This is a genomic window from Acidithiobacillus ferriphilus (assembly GCF_028215975.1).
Lineage (GTDB): Bacteria > Pseudomonadota > Gammaproteobacteria > Acidithiobacillales > Acidithiobacillaceae > Acidithiobacillus > Acidithiobacillus ferriphilus.
The window spans coordinates 774,600-791,008 of record NZ_CP116458.1 but is presented as its reverse complement, the minus strand read 5'-3'; the positions used below and the strand labels follow the sequence as shown (position 1 = coordinate 791,008).

Genomic DNA, 16,409 nt, shown 5'->3' with positions numbered 1-16,409 from the left:
ATATTCCTCGTATATACTTTTCCTAATTACTCGCTTTCGCGGCAATCCCGATATCACTCACCCCAGCTTTCTGACAGCGATCCATCACATGAACGAAGTTCTGGAAGGGCACTCCCTTGTCGGCAACAATGGTGATCTGAGTCTTGCCGGGATCGCTATCAGAGGCAAGCATTTCCTGCAGGCCGCCGAGATCATAGCGATGACCCTTTACATTCACTGATCCATCCTTATCGATATTGATGGTGTAGTGCGGATGCGGAAGCTGCTGTGCCCGACTAGCGGTCGGGAGTTGTAAATTCAGCCCCTTATCGGGGATCATTTGCAGAGTAATCATGATAAAAAACACCAGCAGGAAGAGCATGATATCAATCATGGGGATGATCTCCACCCGGCCCTTTTTCTGCTCGAAGTAACGGCGCCCCATCAACTGGCCCTTGCCACAGACAGCACTTCACTGCGCTGCTTACCGCTGTTGTCCGGCGTGATCATGGGCTGACCATCCATCCGATTGAGCAGCATGGTCTTTACGGAATCCAGTTGCAGGAGAATCTGCCGCACCTGATTGTTGAAGGCATTGAAAGCGATCAGGCCGAGCATGGCGATAAACAGGCCGGTTGCCGTGGCGACCAGCGCGTCAGCCACACCGCCGGTGACCGCCGCAGGAGCGTGTCCTGGCGCGGCCAGCACCGAAAAGGCGTGGAACATGCCGATAATCGTGCCGAACAAACCCAGCAGCGGCGCCAAAGTGATGATGGTGTCCAGCAACCACAGACGGCGATCCAGTTGCGGCGCCAATACCAGCACGCTTTCTTCCAGACGGCTGGCGAGGGCTTCGTCCTTGACCTGTCCGTGATGGGAAGCGGCCATTCGCAGCAAAGCGGCTTCGGGCAGATCCCCGGCGCTTATGGTCATTTTACTAAGCGTTTCACGATCCAGCCGACCATGGCTACCCAACTCCTGCACGAACACCAGCCCACGCAAAATGGTGCGCCGCAGGTACCAAAAGCGATCCACTATCACCGCCAGTTCAAGCAGCAGCAGAGTACCGAGCACGTAAAGAACGCCATCTGAATAGTTGGCGAGATGAATGAGATATTGCGGGTTCATGGTAGCCCCTCTATCAACCGAAAGGACCACCATAGCAAATCAATGTGACAGTTTTATGAACCTTTTATGACGTTTTTATATCAATGTCATTTTTCTTGTTACGCAGATCAGCTATATTAAAGCGTTAGGACACTGCCTCCAACAGCACGCAACCCAAATCCAGTCATGGAATAAAGAAGTGGATTACTGTAATGGAATTGTTTGCTGTTCAGGCTGCTGTGGCGCCGTTGGCTGGCTGCTGGCCGAAGGCGGCGGCAACCCCGTCCCCGCCGGGGCTTCCGCGCTGGCAGCCAATCCCAGCCGCTGCGAAAGCAGTTTTTGAAACTGCAAAGACAGCGGCTTGTCACCCAAAGTCCCAATGCGGATATTGGCCTTGGTAACATCCGTCGCCATGGAGGTTAGCGTCACCTTGGCCGTCTGTCCATCTTGGGTGGTACCTTCAAGCAAAAGCTTAGAAGGACTCTTGTGGATTTCACCGTTATAGCGAATGTCCATTTCTCCGAATGCCGCCCGGGACGCCGCACTGACCCGACTCACCGAAGCCGGGTAGAACGCGTAGAAATTGGCGACCCCGCCGTTCTCCGCGTAAGCCACCGCCCCGCCGCCAGCTCCGGCTGCAAGGAGCGCCACACACCCGCCAAGCGGTAGCGTTGCCACCACGCCTGCTGCCACCGCCAACCACGCCAACCGCCGCTGCATCGCCATGCCAACCCCCTAGCTCCGTGAAAAAACGGTTACAAAAAAACCCGGCAAAACCGGGCTTCTTCAGCTTTTTGGTACCGAGAGTCGGACTCGAACCGACACGATGTCACCACCACCGGATTTTGAGTCCGGCGCGTCTACCAGTTCCGCCATCCCGGCAAAATACCAGCGTATATATTAAAGGGTCTGTCTGCCCTAAGCAAGACCGGGCAGGCAATCAAAGATTAATGCCATCCCCAGCCTGGGCCTCCCCACCAACCCCAAGGTCCCCAAGGACCGCCACCCCAGCCCCCGTTAATAAAGACCGTACTCGTGGCGGGCTCACGTACTTCCAACGGCCACAAATACACGGTACCGGCCCGCAGTTGCGGGTAAGGATACTCATACCCTCCAATCTTTTCCATCTGCACCCCCGCCACCGTCCCCACAAAGGTAAGTTCCCTTCCCACCGCGTAAAGCGCCGGGTCGTAGAACCCTGGGGCACAGGCGATAAATCGCCCTTCATCGGACTTTTTCCGACCCAGATAAGGCCGTCCATCCTGACGTAGTGGCAGCGCCATTACCGTAAAGCAGGTCTCCTGAGCCTTCGGCTGCGCCTGAATCAGTATTCCACCCCAGCGCACCAGCTTTCCGTTTTCCGCCCCCGTCTGCGCCTGACGCGGTGTAATGGGCGGAAACTGCCCACTCACCGGTGTAACCGTTGCGCACCCCCCCAAAACTATCGCTGCAATCACACCCATCAATGCCTTCAATGTGTTCATTGCAATCTCCTGCATCGCCATCATTCACAGACAAACCACAGTGTGGACCATTTCCTGAGCACATTACTGCGTCAAACCAAGTGCCTGCAGGACCATATCAAGCGTCACAAAAGTTTCACCAGACGGCACATGCCGACAAACGATCTCCCGCACGGTCACCAGTGGCAACTTTTTCGGCAACCCCAGCCGGTGTCCGTTCACACTGTCCAAGACAATTCCGCACAAAGCCCGCCACCGGTGACATTAAAAAGGCGCAGACGCATCCCCTGCGCTTCTGCCAATTGACGGGCAATAGCCAGACCAAGACCACTACCCTCACTATGCCCACGCGCATCATCCAGACGAATGAATGGTTCAAAAACTTTCTCCAGATCCGCCTCCGGGATTCCCGGACCGGCATCGCACAGACGTAACAGGAGATGCCCCGGCATTTTCTTAAACTCTGCCGTCATCCTCCCGCCGCCGTAACGCAAAGCATTATCTAAAAGATTGGACAGCAGACGGCGCAAAGCCTCCCGGTCTCCCCGGAAGGGATAACGACGCGGTAATACCGCCTCCCAGTGGCCGCCCTCCCGCGCGAAATCCGCGCCCACTTCGGTCAGCAATACCACCAGATCAAAATCCGCCACCTTCGCCGCCATACCACGACCCAGCGCAAGGGATTGGGCCAGCAACTCATCCATCCGCTCCATATCCTGCAACATACCATCCCGAAGACGTTGCGGCGTGGTCTTCGGCAACAGTTCCCAGGCCATACGCAGGCGCGCCAGCGGTGAACGCAGATCGTGGGAGATTCCGGCCAGCAACAACGACTGATGATTAATCATCGCCTGTAAACGGGTTCGCAGGTTAGCGAAAATATTGAGGATATCCTGAAACTCATAAGCACCGCCGCGCGGCAGACTCGGCAGAGGTGCCTTTAACGATCCGCGCAATGCCTCTGAAATCACGCCGAGAGGCCGTAATACCCGGCGTACCAGAATCATCGTCAGCACCAACAGCGCGAGAGTTGAAAAAGCCAGCACAAAAATCATGGCGATAGGAAGAGACGATGCCAACCGTCCTCGGTCAAAATGTACCCAAGCCGTTTGTCCGGAAACAGTAACCGGCACCCAAAACGTACGCACGCTTCCGCCCAACACATCCACACGCACGGGTTTTCCTAAGCGCCTGGCCAGCGCGCGACTCAGCAACCAGCCATATATATGCCCATGGGTGTGCTTTATAGAACGATCCAGATGCGCGGCAATTTCTATCCCATTGTCGGACTGCAGACTGGCTAAAAAAGTGGGGCGCTCTTGCGGAGACAATTCGGCATAGGTTTTCGCACTGATCACAATCAAACCTGCCAGATCCTCCGCCGAGCGCTCGGCCAGCGGATATAGCACCGTAGCCACGATGATCAGCAAGGTCAGAATCTGTAGAACAACAATGCCCAGCCCCAAGGTCCAGGCCGTTTGCGAAAACAGGCTGCGTCCGCGCCACAGGCTCATGGGACAGGCATGAACCGATATCCAGCGCCACGCTCTGTCTGCAAAAAGCGTGGTTGCCGGGGATTCTCTTCAATAATTTTGCGCAGACGGGTCACCCGCACATCTATACTCCGGTCAAAGCGCCCGTCCTCTTCTCCGCCCAACAACTGCAGCAGAAGATCGCGACTCAGTATACGTCGCGGGCGCTGCGCGAAGACCAGCAACAACTCCATTTCCGCCGGATTTACGTCAATCTCCATATCACCACGGTAGAGTTGCCGCTCGACCATATGCAAACGGAAATCACCAAAGTGGAGTTTTTCGCCACCCTCATCTTTCCCGCTGCGGCGTAACAAGGCCCGCAAACGCGCCACCAGCTCCCGCGCATTGAAGGGTTTTGCCAGGTAATCATCAACGCCGCTTTCCAGCCCAAGGATACGTTCTTCGTCTTCGCCACGGGCCGAGAGCATAAGAATAGGAGGCCCGCCATCCTTACCGCGCAACTCTTTGGCGAGACTGATGCCATCCGGTCCCGGTAACATCCAGTCGAGCACCATCACATCCACCGGACCCGCCGCCATTTGTTGACGCATCTGCTGTCCATTAGCCGCCAATAGCACCGCGAAGCCCTGAGCTTCGAGAAACTCCTGCAGCATGGCTGCAAGCCGCTGATCATCATCCACTATCAAAACGACCGCCATCTCAGCCTCGCAAAACCCTTTTCCGGAAATATTCTCGAAATATGTCGGAGTTACTATACCACCATCGGCAGCAACGGTACCCAAACCAAAAGGTGGAGTGGAGCGAAAGGGTCAGACAATCGGTCGACATAAACTTTAAGGGCGGGCGATTGCAACACAAAGTTTTGTAGCGGTTGTTTTGCGGCTATTGGACGGACTTCTGGTCCGTCTTTTTTTGTGTCTTTAAAGCGATGGTATACTAGCCCAGATTCGCTCAACAAGGATACCGTATGGACCCCAAAGCACACCGTCTCGTCTGGATCGACCTGGAGATGACAGGCCTGCGACCAGAACAGGATCAGATTCTGGAAATCGCCACACTGGTCACGGACAACAACCTGCGGATTCTCTGCGAAGGCCCGGTATTGGCCGTGCATCAACCGGAATTCGCACTCACGGCTATGGATGACTGGAACCAGCGTACCCATGGTGCTTCCGGTCTCCTGCAACGAGTCCGCGATAGTCGCCTGGATACGGCCGCAGTGGAAACACAAACGCTGGACTTCCTGCACCAACATGTCACAGCAGGTACCTCACCGATCTGCGGCAACAGCGTATGTCAGGATCGCCGCTTTTTAGCCCGCCTGATGCCGCGGCTGGAACGTTTTTTTCACTACCGGATGATGGATGTCAGCACCATCAAGGAACTTGCCACGCGCTGGTATCCGCATCTGCCCAAATTCCCCAAAACCGAGCGCCACGAAGCGCTAGCCGACATCCGCGAATCCGTTAGTGAGCTCGCTTATTATCGCGAGCGGCTTTTCACGCCGACATCATCATTACCAGACTCCGAGGCTGAATAGATCTCGGAATCAGTCCGGCCGCTGGCTATTTCACCGGCATTACAATTACACAAAATGCGGCCCATCCCTTCGTTGGCCTAGATGCAGATGCATCTGCTCCGATGTTAAGATGGCAATTTGTAGCCGTTCATATATTTGGGGCGGGGTGGGTGCAGTGCTGGTCATGGAGGCTCCAACGCGGTGGATATCGATCTCTTCTACGAACTCGCCGTGCCTGTCCATCTCGGTCGCAGCGAGGCCCAGGTTTATCATGAAACGCTGGATGAGATTAGCCTCGCCGACACCTTGGGTTTTCACGGCATCTGGCTCGTGGAACACCATTTCATGCGCGAGTATTCTCACTCCAGCAGCCCGGAAAGCTTCCTCGCCGCAGCCAGCCAGCGCAGCAGGAATCTGCGTCTCGGCCATGCCGTCGTTGTTCTGCCATACAATCATGTCGTGCGTGTTGCGGAACACGTCGCCGCCTTGGACATCCTCAGCCATGGCCGCCTGGAACTGGGCATAGGGCGTGGCTTTTCTCCCAAGGAATATCAACTTTTTGGCAGCCAAATGGCGGACAGTCGACGTCATATGCAGGAAGGCTTACAAATTCTTCGCCAGGCAGGCGGTGGACCCTTCGGCCATCATGGAAAGCTCTATAATTTCGATGAACTGGATATTCTTCCCAAACCCCTCCAACAACCTCATCCACCATTGTGGACGGCAGCCGTGAGCCCGACGACTATCCAATGGGCAGCGCAGGAAGGCATTGGCGTGCTCTCCGGACCATTTAAACCCTGGTTCCTCATCAAACAAGATCTGCGTGCCTATAAAAAGAGCTGGCGACGACACCATGGAGACGGTCCTTTGCAAAAGGGCCAGAATGCGGGTTTTGCCATGACCATTGGCTGCCTATGTCTGGAGGATGCGGCGGAAGCACGGCACTGGGCCGAGGGCTTCACCTGGTATTACCAGCGGCTGTTGGATCAGACTCGGCCGGTCCTCGCACAACTCAAGGAAAGCTATGAATACTATCACCGTCTCGGCTTTCTCGAACCACTGTTGCGCCGTGGCCTCAGTCTGCGTCTGCTAGAGACCATGGGTATGGTCGTGGTCGGCGATCCCGACACCTGTCGTCAGAAACTGGCCCGTTACGCCCGGGCGGGCGTGGATCGGCTGATTCTGGCCGTCGGTGCCGGGATGGTCCCCAGCGCCGTAACTCAACGCTCGCTGCACCTGCTCGCCGACGAGGTGTTACCCGTTCTGCGCGGTACCCACCCCCGATAATGCAAGTGCTGGTCACAGGTGCGGCAGGGCATACGGCAGCGGCGCTGTTACCCGCTCTGCTCGCCCACCCGGACATCCACCGGGTCATCGCCCTGGATCGCCGGGCACCCGCCATACAGCATCCACACCTGCAATACCTGCCTTTGGATATACGCGATTTACGGCTTGTCGAGCATCTGGCGCACGTGGACCGCGTCATTCATCTCGCCTTTATGGTGCTCAGTCCGCGCCGCGGGCCGCAACGACGATGGCGCGAGGAAATGCGCCGGATTAACCTCGATGGCAGCCAGCATCTATTTCGTGCGGCCGCGGAAGCCGGCGTGCCGCAAGTCATCTACTCCAGCAGTGTGGCGGCTTATGGCGCCTGGCCAGACAATCCCATCCCCATCCGCGAAAGCCAGCCGTGTCGTCCGGTACCAGGTTTTGCCTATAGTGAGGACAAGGCTGCGCTGGAACAGTGGCTGGATGTATTCACGATCACGCAGAGTCAAACCGCCATCGCGCGCCTACGTTTGCACGCTATTATCGGTCCTCGTGGGCAGGCATTGGTAAACGGTATTGCGACAAGCCCTTACGGACTGCGACTGCGTGATCCGGACCTGCCCATTCAATGCCTTCACGAAGAGGATACAGTTGCCGCCCTGCTGGCGGCACTGGACTATGGCTGGGGCGGGGTATTCAATATCGCAGCACCCGATCCCATCCCCTGGTCAAGCATTCCTCGCCGCTGGCAGCTTCCGCTCTCCCCCACCCAAATGCACCGTGTACATAACTGGTTACGCCCTTTTAGTACCGGCCTCGGCGATCCCGGCTGGCTACGGGTCCTGGAAAATCCGCTGATTGTCGACATCAGCCACGCCCAACAGACATTGAGGTGGCACCCTCGTTATAACGTGTACAGCGCTATTACCCGGTTACGCGATGCGGGTGGGCAGCAGCCAATGCACCCTTGGAGCGGCTGAGCGTCCGTGGCAGAATAGCCTATGAACTTCGCTCAACGTATCCCCGCGCGCGCCCAAGTCCAGCGTCATCACGACGCGCTGGTCAATCGGCTTAACGAGCACAGCGGTAACTACCGGGACCCTGTCCAGGCCGTCCCGTGGAAAAGCCTCGATGCAGAAACAGCCTGGCTCCCCGAAGAACTGCTATCGATCTATGGATTGCCTGAATACGTACAACTGAGTCAGGACGAACGCATCCGTCTTTCCCAGGTCGAATTTGTCTCTTTCTGCGAACTGGGCCTATGGCTGGAAGCCTTGTTCATCCAACGCCTGGGCGCCAACTCGCTACAAGAGCTGTACCGCGATCCGGTCAGCTACCATTATCAGCTTCATGAACTGCGGGAAGAAGTGGGGCACAGCCTCATGTTTCTGGAATTACAGCAACGTGCGCAACTCCCATTTATGACCCCTTTGAGCGAGCGCCCACCCTTGGCCCGTCTTTTCGCCCGTTATGCGCCCGAAGGCTCCGCAGCTTTCTGGACAACTATTCTGGTCGGTGAGGATGTACCGGACCGCATGAATCGGCTGATCTTCGCACACAAGGAACTGCCTGCGGCGGTACTGGCCATCACCCACATCCACATGCGCGAAGAAGCGCGTCACATGGCTTTCGCCCGTACCACCATTCAGATGCGCAGTCAGGCCATGGGGCGCGCAAAAAAACGTTTCATCAGCCCCGTTCTGCGCGAGGTGTTTCGCCAGTTTTTGCGGACCAGTTTCTTTCCAGGCGAACAGGTCTATGCAGCGGCCGGGTTGAGCAATCCGCGGATCTGGGCACGCCGCGTGCGCCACAACCCGCACCGTATTCACCTGATGAACCAGTGTGCAGCGCCCAGTCGCGATTTTTTGCACACGCAAGGCTTTGCCTTGTGAACAGCTATTTCCTGCTATAATCTGAAGTCCATAGGAGAATAAAATGCGATTTCATCCTGGAACCATCCTCGCATCCCCCGACGCGCAGGCCATCTTCGAATCCGGAGAAATTGATCCGCAGGAATTGCTCCGTCACCACGTCCTGGGCGAGTGGGATGAGGCTATGGAAGAAGACCTCATTGAAGCCAGTGAAAAGGCCATTCGCGACGGCGGGGTGGTTGTCAGTACCTGGCAGGTAAGCGGGTATACGGTCTGGATTCGTACCGATGCCAGTCGGGAAACCACTATTATTGACGTTCCACTCGACCACTGAGGTGTACCATGGCGGTATTGCAGATTGCGACCCGGCCTTTCGCCGATCAACGCCCTGGCACATCCGGGCTACGTAAAAAGGTCAAAGTTTTTCAGCAACCGCATTATCTCGAAAATTTCGTTCAATCCGTTTTCAGCGCTATTCCCGATCGCGCCGGACAAACTCTAGTTCTTGGCGGCGACGGACGTTTTTATAACCGTGAAGCCATACAGACCATCCTCCGGATGGCGGCGGCGAATGGCTGGGGCAAAGTCATTGTTGGACGGGGGGGGCTCTTCTCCACACCCGCCGTCTCGACCGTCATCCGCGCGCGGCATGCCCACGGCGGCATTATCCTTAGCGCTTCCCATAATGCCGGTGGTCCCGATCACGATTTTGGCATCAAGTACAACACGGCCAACGGTGGACCTGCGTCAGAAAAAATCACTGACGCCATCTGGGCTGCCAGCAAGGCCATCCAAAGTTACCAGACATTAGACAGCGCAGATGTAGATATCGACCAGAATGGGGAATTTTTGCTGGGCGACATGCGCGTAGAAATCTGCGACCCGGTGGCGGAGTATGTAGAACTGATGGCCCGCATTTTTGATTTTGCTGCGCTGAGGCGACTCTTGCAGGGACCATTTCGGATGCGTTTTGATGCCCTGCACGCTATCACCGGCCCCTACGCTCACGAGATTTTTGAAGAGCGTCTGGGTGCGCCTGCCGGTACGGTGGTTAACGGCGTCCCGCTGACGGATTTCGGGGGCGGTCATCCCGACCCCAATCTGGTATATGCCAAGCCTCTGGCGGATCACCTGTTCGCAGAAGATGCGCCCGACTTTGGGGCGGCTTCCGATGGCGACGGCGATCGCAACATGATTCTCGGACGTCAATTTTTTGTGACTCCTAGTGACTCGCTGGCGGTACTTGCGGCCCATGCCACGGCCATCCCTGCATACCGGCAGGGACTAAAAGGCGTCGCCCGCTCCATGCCCACGAGCCAGGCAGCAGACGTGGTTGCCGAGGCACTGGGCATTGCCCACTATGAAACGCCTACCGGCTGGAAATTCTTCGGGAACCTGCTGGATGCAGGCAAAATCACCTTTTGTGGTGAGGAGAGTTTCGGCACCGGATCGGACCATATCCGTGAAAAGGACGGACTCTGGGCAGTGCTGGCCTGGCTCTCGGTAATCGCGCATACGGGGCAATCCGTGGCCGACATCGTCACTCAGCATTGGCGGCGCTTTGGCCGTCATTACTATACCCGCCATGATTACGAAGAACTCCCGGCAGAAATTGGCGAGCAAATCATACAGACTATTATCGCCCAATTGCCGGTACTCCCCGGCCAAAGTCTGGCAGGACGCAGCATCATTACGGCCGATGATTTTACCTATACCGACCCTATCGACGGCAGCACCAGCACCCATCAAGGTCTGCGCCTGCTCTTTGCCGATGGTGCCCGACTGATATTCCGGCTGTCGGGTACAGGAACCGAAGGCGCCACTTTGCGCATTTATCACGAATATCTGGAGAAGGATACGCAGCGTCAGCAACAGGACCCGCAACGTGCCCTGCGTGACCTGATCCGACTTGGCCGCGATCTTACCCGGATAGAAAGTCTTACGAATCGCAAGACCCCCACCGTCATCACCTGATAAAGGAGTTTGATCATGATAGATTATGAAAATGATAATGGTATTGGGTATAGCGCCCTCGGTATCGCTTTGGTAGCCGGTGCCGTAGCCGGTGCGGTTACTGCCCTGCTTTTTGCACCGCAAACGGGCGACCGTACCCGTGAACAATTACGGCATCAGGCTAACCGAGCCTGGGATCGCGTCGTGGCTTCTCGCGAGCGGATGAATGAACGGGTTGAGGAACTGCTCGACACCATCGCCATCTATAGCGAAGAGCTGGTCCAGAAAGGCAAAGAACTCAGTGACAAAGAGCGCCAGCGCCTGAATGACGGCATTGGTCTAGCACGCGGGGAATTGGACCGTTTGCGGCGTCGTCTTTCTCGTTTAGATTGACCGCGGCGGGGCAAGCGGCTATTCTCTGCGGCGACGGGGCGTAGCGCAGCTTGGTAGCGCGCCTGCTTTGGGAGCAGGATGTCGTAGGTTCGAATCCTATCGCCCCGACCATATAATCAATAGGTTAGGATATTTCTTTGAGGTGGCCTTTTCTACAACCCGCTTTCTTTCTACAACTGTCGTTTTTTGGCGCTGGGCCGTAGCGCATCAAATCAGGCATTTCGCTTGAAAGTTGACACCTCATGCTTGCACAGTAGTCTGATCAGACAAGCAATAGGCTTCACAGTGTAAGGTTCTTACGAGGGCATCGATAGATGAACTTGCCGAAAAGAAAAATCAATGACTTCATCAAAAGAGTTAATTCGTTGGTGCGGTTTGGTTTGTCGGATTTTGATAGTCTGAGCAGCATCATCCACGAAGTGGAAACCTTACCCGCATCCAACGCATATGAAGCGCGGGAGAAATTTGAAGTGTTGTGCGCCCTAAGTTCATTTTACGGCGATCATGAAGAAGTTCAAAGGTATATTAAAAAGGTGCAACAATATCCTTACAACGAGAAAGCCCAAGCAACGTGCATGTTATCCTTGATGAGGTTAGGCAGTTTCCAGTCTGCTGGGGGTATTTGTAATAATTTATCAGAATACTCTGACATAGAGATAGCAGACGATGCTGCCCGCATAGCTCTTTATACTGGACAATTAGATTTATTTTTCTCCAGATATCAGAGTTTATCAAGAATGCAAAAAGCCGACGATCTTTTAGAGTATTACCGTGGCGCATTAAATATCTATAATTTTCTTCAGCAGCGGGACATCTCCGAAGATACTTTCAAAAGCTATATATCAACTGCTGCGGAAACTGTAGGCCTTAATGTGAGATATATTGCACAAACCGGGGTTCGGTTTATCAAGAATGAGCTCGGTCTCTCGTATATCTTCTATGTGGTTGACGCTCATTTAAGCCTGTTTCAGCTAGACTTGATAATTATTGATGCGCTATTAAATAAATATGGAGTAACTTTTTCCGAGATCATAACCTTTTCTGTGGAGAGATTTAATCCAAGTAGCAATCACCTTAATATGGCCTCCATAAGAGAGTTATCTGAAAGCAAAGTCATCTAAAATGAGGCCGGTCGAATTCTTAACCTCAGCGCAAACTATTTTAGAACTTCAGGGTGAACCCAATATAAGAAGCGCGATCAGCCGGCCTTACTACGCCGTATACCATGAAGCCATAGCTGCAGTAACACGGAAGGGCATACCTATCTATCACGGATCGAGCCACACAGAAGTGTCAGCAAGCTTAAAAAAGGCGGATCTCAGGCTAGGCATCCTCCTTAGCGATTATCACAAAAAAAGAGTGATGGCCGACTATTACCTGGATGTAAACGTTGGGGTTGACCCTCATGATTTTATTGGGAGATGCCGCGAAATGATGGATGAGCTTGACAAATTGTAAGCTTTACCCAAGCGCCCAGACCAATCAATCAACAGCTTAGGCTACTTCTTTGAGGCAGCCTTTTCTACAACTCCGTCGAGGGACTTGACGGTCTGCGTGTCTGCACGACCAGCAGGTTGTCCTTAATATCGCTCAGACGCAGGTGAAGAATATCGCTTTTACGCAAGGCGGTCAGATAGGCCAGATCCATGATGCACCCATACCCGCCCTGCTCCATCGAACTTCCGGCACCCCCCACTGCGGGGGATTACGTCGCCCGCGTCCGGAATAACGGCAGGCATCACGCCAAGCTTCTGCATCCCACTGGCGCAAGTCCTGCGTAGATCGTAAGCCGTCCGGTGCCCACCCTCCCGCACCAGCGATGACGTTCCCGCCGTGCGCCCTTGCCGTTGTGGTCCTTCCGTCTGCCGATCATATAAACAGCACCACCAGATAACAAATCCTGGAATGCAGGCGTTACCGTACCCACCGAGGCCGATTAACGGTGCGACAATTTGCCGCAGTTAACACGAGCCGCGCAGCGTGTAATATGCAGATGGCTTACATGGTATCAAAACAGGAGGAAACAGGTATGGCCAATCCATATAATCTACATAAGATTGCAACGTTACGTTTTTTGTCGACTACGGTGACCGCGATCACCATCGCCATGATTCCAAACATGGCGTCAGCTTGCGCTTGTGGTTGTGGTGTTTTCAACCTGGGTTTACCTGGTCTTCCCAGCACCTTCTACAAAACCAAGATATCTCTTCAGTACGACTATATGAACCAGAATGAAACCCAGCATGGTAGTGGTATCGTGTCGAGGAGTTTAAACCCGGACAAGCAAATAGAGACAAATTTCTTTAATTTAAATATTCAGCACATGTTCAATCATCAGTGGGGGATCACGGCGATGATCCCATACTGGAATAGGCACTTCGTCACCGACAGCAATGGCACTGTCGGGCTTACCGATGCGAGCCAGGGTGTTTCGCCACAGATACTTACCTCTAACGCCACGGTTCTTTCGGATATCCGTATAATGGGTATGTACACTGGCTTCTCAAGCGATATGTCCAGCGGTATAACCTTTGGTTTGAAACTGCCTACAGGGCCGACCAATGCCGGTAATTATTATCAAGGGGACCCCATCATGGATCGGGACACCCAGCCAGGAACAGGTACGAACGACTTGCTTCTTGGTGGGTATAAGATGGGGAATGAGTCCGACTGGGGATGGTTCACGCAAGTCCTGTGGCGTCACGCACTCGATAGTTACCAGGGGTATCGTCCGGGGGACAGCGTGAATCTCGCCGTGGGGGCGCATTACGACGGGATAGAGGCCAGCACCCATTTAATTCCTACCCTGCAGTTGAACTACCAGTGGCGAGGCCATGACCAAGGTGGTGGTGATGCTGCATATGGTAATATGAATAGTGGTTACTCAAACCTATATATCACCCCGGGTGTGCAGGTCAACCTGAGCAGCAAATGGTTACTGAATACCTCGGTTTATTTGCCGATTTATCGTTACGCCAATGGCTATCAGCAGGTCGCGCATTTTATGGCGAATGCGGGCGTGACATACCAGTTCTGAGATGCTTGGCTGGCCTCTAATTGTCTAGCCTGTGTCCCGAAGTTAGAAGATCAAGTTGCGTCTTCGACAGTTCGCCGAGAAAGGCCTCCACCTGTCCATCAGGAAGCCTATAAACCAACTCTGGTAAGGTGGTGGCACCAGTACTTATGAAAATCCGCTCATTCTGCCGTAACGCGGAATGAGTGGCTTCCGTGGCGGTGGCGGATGAAATCGCCGCATGTCCAGTTCTAAGTAGCCCCATATAGTTATTTTTCATGGCTTCTTGTGGACTTTGTGCCTGAAGAATGGCGGCGGCCCTACCGAAGCTGGAGTCTGTGAGGAAACCTACCGGCACGTAGCGAACGGTGAGTTGGCCTTTATCGACGAATGGACGTTCCAGTTGGAATGCTTTTGCGCAATATATACAGTTAGGATCGAAAAAGTCATAAATTACCGTTTTCCCTGAACCTATTTGAATATAAGTTGCATGCTTCAGTCGTACCCAAAGTTCTTGCCATTTGTCAGAGGCTAGCGCCGGCGACGAGCAGATAATAAAATAACCCATCAAAAAAACATACTTGATTATTCTTTTCATATTCCTCGGGGAGAGTATATTCTTCATTTTATCTATCCATCGTCATATTGAGCCATAGTCAGGTCGGACGCCACCAAACCTTATGCGTTATTGTGTTTCATGCGGTCTTGGCCCACGGGACCAGAATCCCTGATGTTGCCGACTCCGTGGTCGCCGCCGAGTCCGCCAATTCTGGACATTGCATAGCGCACACAACGCCGGACATTTCCGGCATCCTTGGCTACCCAGTGACCATCATCTTCCTGTTCATATTCCACACGTTTACGCTGCATCCTTTGAGCTTACTATCCCAATTGTAGGCGCTTTATGGGATTATGAAAAGAACCATATGACCCGCTCTACAGTACTGCCCTGCCGCAACACCAGCGGACGTTTTATTAATAGAAAGCATCGGCCATCTCCTTGTCGTGGCTGTAACGCTGATAGTCTGCCAACCGTCGGTCATGTGCTGTCCCCATTTGCCACCTTCCAGCACCAACGATGCCGTAGCAGCAATGCGCCCCTTGCCGTTGATGAAAGAGACAGGTGATCAACCAGCCAATCACCTGTACTATCGGCGTCATCTCCCCTTCTATCACATTGGGGATTTTACGACATCTGCTAAAACGGCTGTTTTTCTGTCATAGCCACCATCGCCGCATACTTTGCTGGCCAACTAATGGGACATGGGAGACATATGGGCCATACTGGACGCTGCCGGAGGCATAATCATGGTACGTTGATACAACCCATGGAACATCCACGCGGTCAATCCGATGGTAACGACAAATAACGGCAGAAAAAGCACCATCGCCACGGTATGCCACATCTGCGCATGGGATATATCCATATGCAAAATAAAGTAGCCCTGAATAATTACCGCCACACCAGCAAGGAAAGATATCATCAGGACCGTCCCTAAAGGTGTCGTGATGTGCGTCACGGCCAACCAAAGACCTACCGTCATCAGCAACATGGAAATAATAAAACTCGCCAGATATGCGCGGCCATTAGCCAACTGCACCTCCGGATGATTTAACGGATCTTGCATATGTTCTGTCATGCCACTATCCCCTGCAAATACACAAAGGCGAATACAAACACCCAAATAACTGCCTGAAAATGCCAGAACAGTCGAAGATTAATCAGACGATAAACCACGTTGACACTAAAACCCTCCCGCGCGACCTGGACCATCATGACCAACATCCATACCACACCAACGATAATATGCAGCGCGTGATAGATTATAATTGTAAAAAATATAGATAAAAATCCACTCACCTGTGGAAATATTCCATGCGCAAACATGTTGCCAATGTCTATGCCTGAAATCACCAAATAAACCACGCCCAGCAGCATGGCGACAAACATGCCGCCAATCACCCCGCCGCGATTTCCATTTTTTAGCGCAACCATAGAATATCCATAAATCAATACGCTGAGAAACAAGGTAACGGTTTGCCCATACGCATAGACTGGGTTAATAAATGCAGAGGACGATGGCCCCCCCGCCAGATTAACCACATGGCTCAACACACCCAGTGTTGCGAACAATGCCGCATAGACCATGGCGTCAGTCAACATATAGAGCCAGAATCCAAAGGTCCGGGTACCGATCATGTCATGGCCGGCATAGTGTCGCGCCCAGAGTGTGGCGTGGGCCGGATCGACTTTTTGTGCTGCAGATGCACTCATTGAATAACTCCTTTTTCAGATATGCTCGAAAGCGGGCTTCCCTACCCAATTAATTAAGGGTCGGGATAAGC

20 protein-coding genes and 2 tRNA genes are annotated in these 16,409 nt (G+C 53.8%); 10 read left to right on the top strand and 12 right to left on the bottom strand.

What is annotated here, in order from left to right; translation table 11 throughout:
• Positions 1–22: 22 nt before the first annotated feature.
• From PJU76_RS03895 to PJU76_RS03865, 7 genes are all read right to left on the bottom strand, one after another.
• On the bottom strand, positions 23–424 hold the full coding sequence (locus PJU76_RS03895; protein ID WP_271780560.1) for an ExbD/TolR family protein: 402 nt from the start codon (positions 422–424) through the stop codon (positions 23–25).
• Entirely contained in the window at positions 424–1,107 is a 684-nt protein-coding gene (locus PJU76_RS03890; RefSeq protein ID WP_271780559.1) for a MotA/TolQ/ExbB proton channel family protein, read from the bottom strand. The genes PJU76_RS03895 and PJU76_RS03890 overlap by 1 nt, the downstream gene beginning before the upstream one ends.
• Positions 1,108–1,290: 183 nt before the next feature.
• On the bottom strand, positions 1,291–1,812 hold the full coding sequence (locus tag PJU76_RS03885; RefSeq protein ID WP_215850200.1) for a DUF3568 family protein: 522 nt from the start codon (positions 1,810–1,812) through the stop codon (positions 1,291–1,293).
• A gap of 69 nt (positions 1,813–1,881) precedes the next feature.
• Positions 1,882–1,968, bottom strand: a tRNA-Leu gene (locus PJU76_RS03880).
• A gap of 65 nt (positions 1,969–2,033) precedes the next feature.
• A complete protein-coding gene (locus tag PJU76_RS03875; protein ID WP_271780558.1) occupies positions 2,034–2,570 on the bottom strand; it encodes a Slp family lipoprotein in 537 nt (178 codons plus the stop codon).
• 197 nt (positions 2,571–2,767) lie between these two features.
• Positions 2,768–4,063, bottom strand: a complete 1,296-nt coding sequence (locus tag PJU76_RS03870) for a sensor histidine kinase (protein ID WP_271780557.1) — start codon at positions 4,061–4,063, stop codon at positions 2,768–2,770.
• Complete coding sequence (locus PJU76_RS03865) at positions 4,060–4,743, bottom strand: response regulator (protein ID WP_271780556.1); 684 nt, start codon at positions 4,741–4,743, stop codon at positions 4,060–4,062. The genes PJU76_RS03870 and PJU76_RS03865 overlap by 4 nt, the downstream gene beginning before the upstream one ends.
• A 269-nt stretch (positions 4,744–5,012) precedes the next feature.
• Between PJU76_RS03865 and orn the strand changes: the two genes are divergently transcribed.
• The 9 genes from orn to PJU76_RS03820 all read left to right on the top strand — a co-directional run bounded on the left by orn (position 5,013) and on the right by PJU76_RS03820 (position 12,171).
• On the top strand, positions 5,013–5,585 hold the full coding sequence (gene orn, locus PJU76_RS03860) for an oligoribonuclease (protein ID WP_271780555.1): 573 nt from the start codon (positions 5,013–5,015) through the stop codon (positions 5,583–5,585).
• Positions 5,586–5,765: 180 nt separating this feature from the next.
• A complete protein-coding gene (locus PJU76_RS03855) occupies positions 5,766–6,851 on the top strand; it encodes an LLM class flavin-dependent oxidoreductase (protein ID WP_271780554.1) in 1,086 nt (361 codons plus the stop codon).
• A complete protein-coding gene (locus PJU76_RS03850; protein ID WP_271780553.1) occupies positions 6,851–7,813 on the top strand; it encodes an NAD-dependent epimerase/dehydratase family protein in 963 nt (320 codons plus the stop codon). Before PJU76_RS03855 ends, PJU76_RS03850 begins: the two co-directional genes overlap by 1 nt.
• A gap of 21 nt (positions 7,814–7,834) precedes the next feature.
• Complete coding sequence (locus tag PJU76_RS03845; protein ID WP_215850206.1) at positions 7,835–8,725, top strand: diiron oxygenase; 891 nt, start codon at positions 7,835–7,837, stop codon at positions 8,723–8,725.
• Positions 8,726–8,768: 43 nt separating this feature from the next.
• Entirely contained in the window at positions 8,769–9,038 is a 270-nt protein-coding gene (locus PJU76_RS03840) for a hypothetical protein (protein ID WP_215850207.1), read from the top strand.
• Positions 9,039–9,046: 8 nt separating this feature from the next.
• Positions 9,047–10,678 carry an alpha-D-glucose phosphate-specific phosphoglucomutase gene (locus tag PJU76_RS03835; protein WP_271780552.1) on the top strand — a complete coding sequence of 544 codons (1,632 nt, stop codon included), beginning with the start codon at positions 9,047–9,049 and terminating at the stop codon, positions 10,676–10,678.
• Between the two features lie 15 nt (positions 10,679–10,693).
• Entirely contained in the window at positions 10,694–11,050 is a 357-nt protein-coding gene (locus PJU76_RS03830) for a YtxH domain-containing protein (protein ID WP_064220175.1), read from the top strand.
• A gap of 34 nt (positions 11,051–11,084) precedes the next feature.
• Positions 11,085–11,161, top strand: a tRNA-Pro gene (locus tag PJU76_RS03825).
• A 203-nt stretch (positions 11,162–11,364) separates the two neighbouring features.
• Complete coding sequence (locus tag PJU76_RS03820; protein ID WP_271780551.1) at positions 11,365–12,171, top strand: hypothetical protein; 807 nt, start codon at positions 11,365–11,367, stop codon at positions 12,169–12,171.
• A 401-nt stretch (positions 12,172–12,572) separates the two neighbouring features.
• On the opposite strand, the gene PJU76_RS03815 is transcribed toward PJU76_RS03820, so the two are convergent.
• Positions 12,573–12,698: a hypothetical protein gene (locus PJU76_RS03815; protein WP_271780550.1), complete on the bottom strand. Its 126-nt coding sequence runs from the start codon at positions 12,696–12,698 to the stop codon at positions 12,573–12,575.
• 381 nt (positions 12,699–13,079) lie between these two features.
• Here PJU76_RS03815 and PJU76_RS03810 point away from each other — a divergent pair, with 381 nt between their 5' ends.
• Entirely contained in the window at positions 13,080–14,087 is a 1,008-nt protein-coding gene (locus tag PJU76_RS03810) for a hypothetical protein (RefSeq protein ID WP_271780549.1), read from the top strand.
• Between the two features lie 16 nt (positions 14,088–14,103).
• Here the strand turns inward: PJU76_RS03810 and PJU76_RS03805 are convergent, their stop codons facing one another.
• The 4 genes from PJU76_RS03805 to PJU76_RS03790 all read right to left on the bottom strand — a co-directional run bounded on the left by PJU76_RS03805 (position 14,104) and on the right by PJU76_RS03790 (position 16,338).
• Complete coding sequence (locus tag PJU76_RS03805; protein WP_271780548.1) at positions 14,104–14,688, bottom strand: thioredoxin fold domain-containing protein; 585 nt, start codon at positions 14,686–14,688, stop codon at positions 14,104–14,106.
• A gap of 350 nt (positions 14,689–15,038) precedes the next feature.
• Positions 15,039–15,224: a hypothetical protein gene (locus PJU76_RS03800; protein WP_271780547.1), complete on the bottom strand. Its 186-nt coding sequence runs from the start codon at positions 15,222–15,224 to the stop codon at positions 15,039–15,041.
• 92 nt (positions 15,225–15,316) lie between these two features.
• Positions 15,317–15,703, bottom strand: a complete 387-nt coding sequence (locus tag PJU76_RS03795) for a cytochrome O ubiquinol oxidase (RefSeq protein WP_271780546.1) — start codon at positions 15,701–15,703, stop codon at positions 15,317–15,319.
• A complete protein-coding gene (locus tag PJU76_RS03790; RefSeq protein WP_271780545.1) occupies positions 15,700–16,338 on the bottom strand; it encodes a cytochrome c oxidase subunit 3 in 639 nt (212 codons plus the stop codon). Before PJU76_RS03790 ends, PJU76_RS03795 begins: the two co-directional genes overlap by 4 nt.
• Positions 16,339–16,409: the final 71 nt, after the last annotated feature.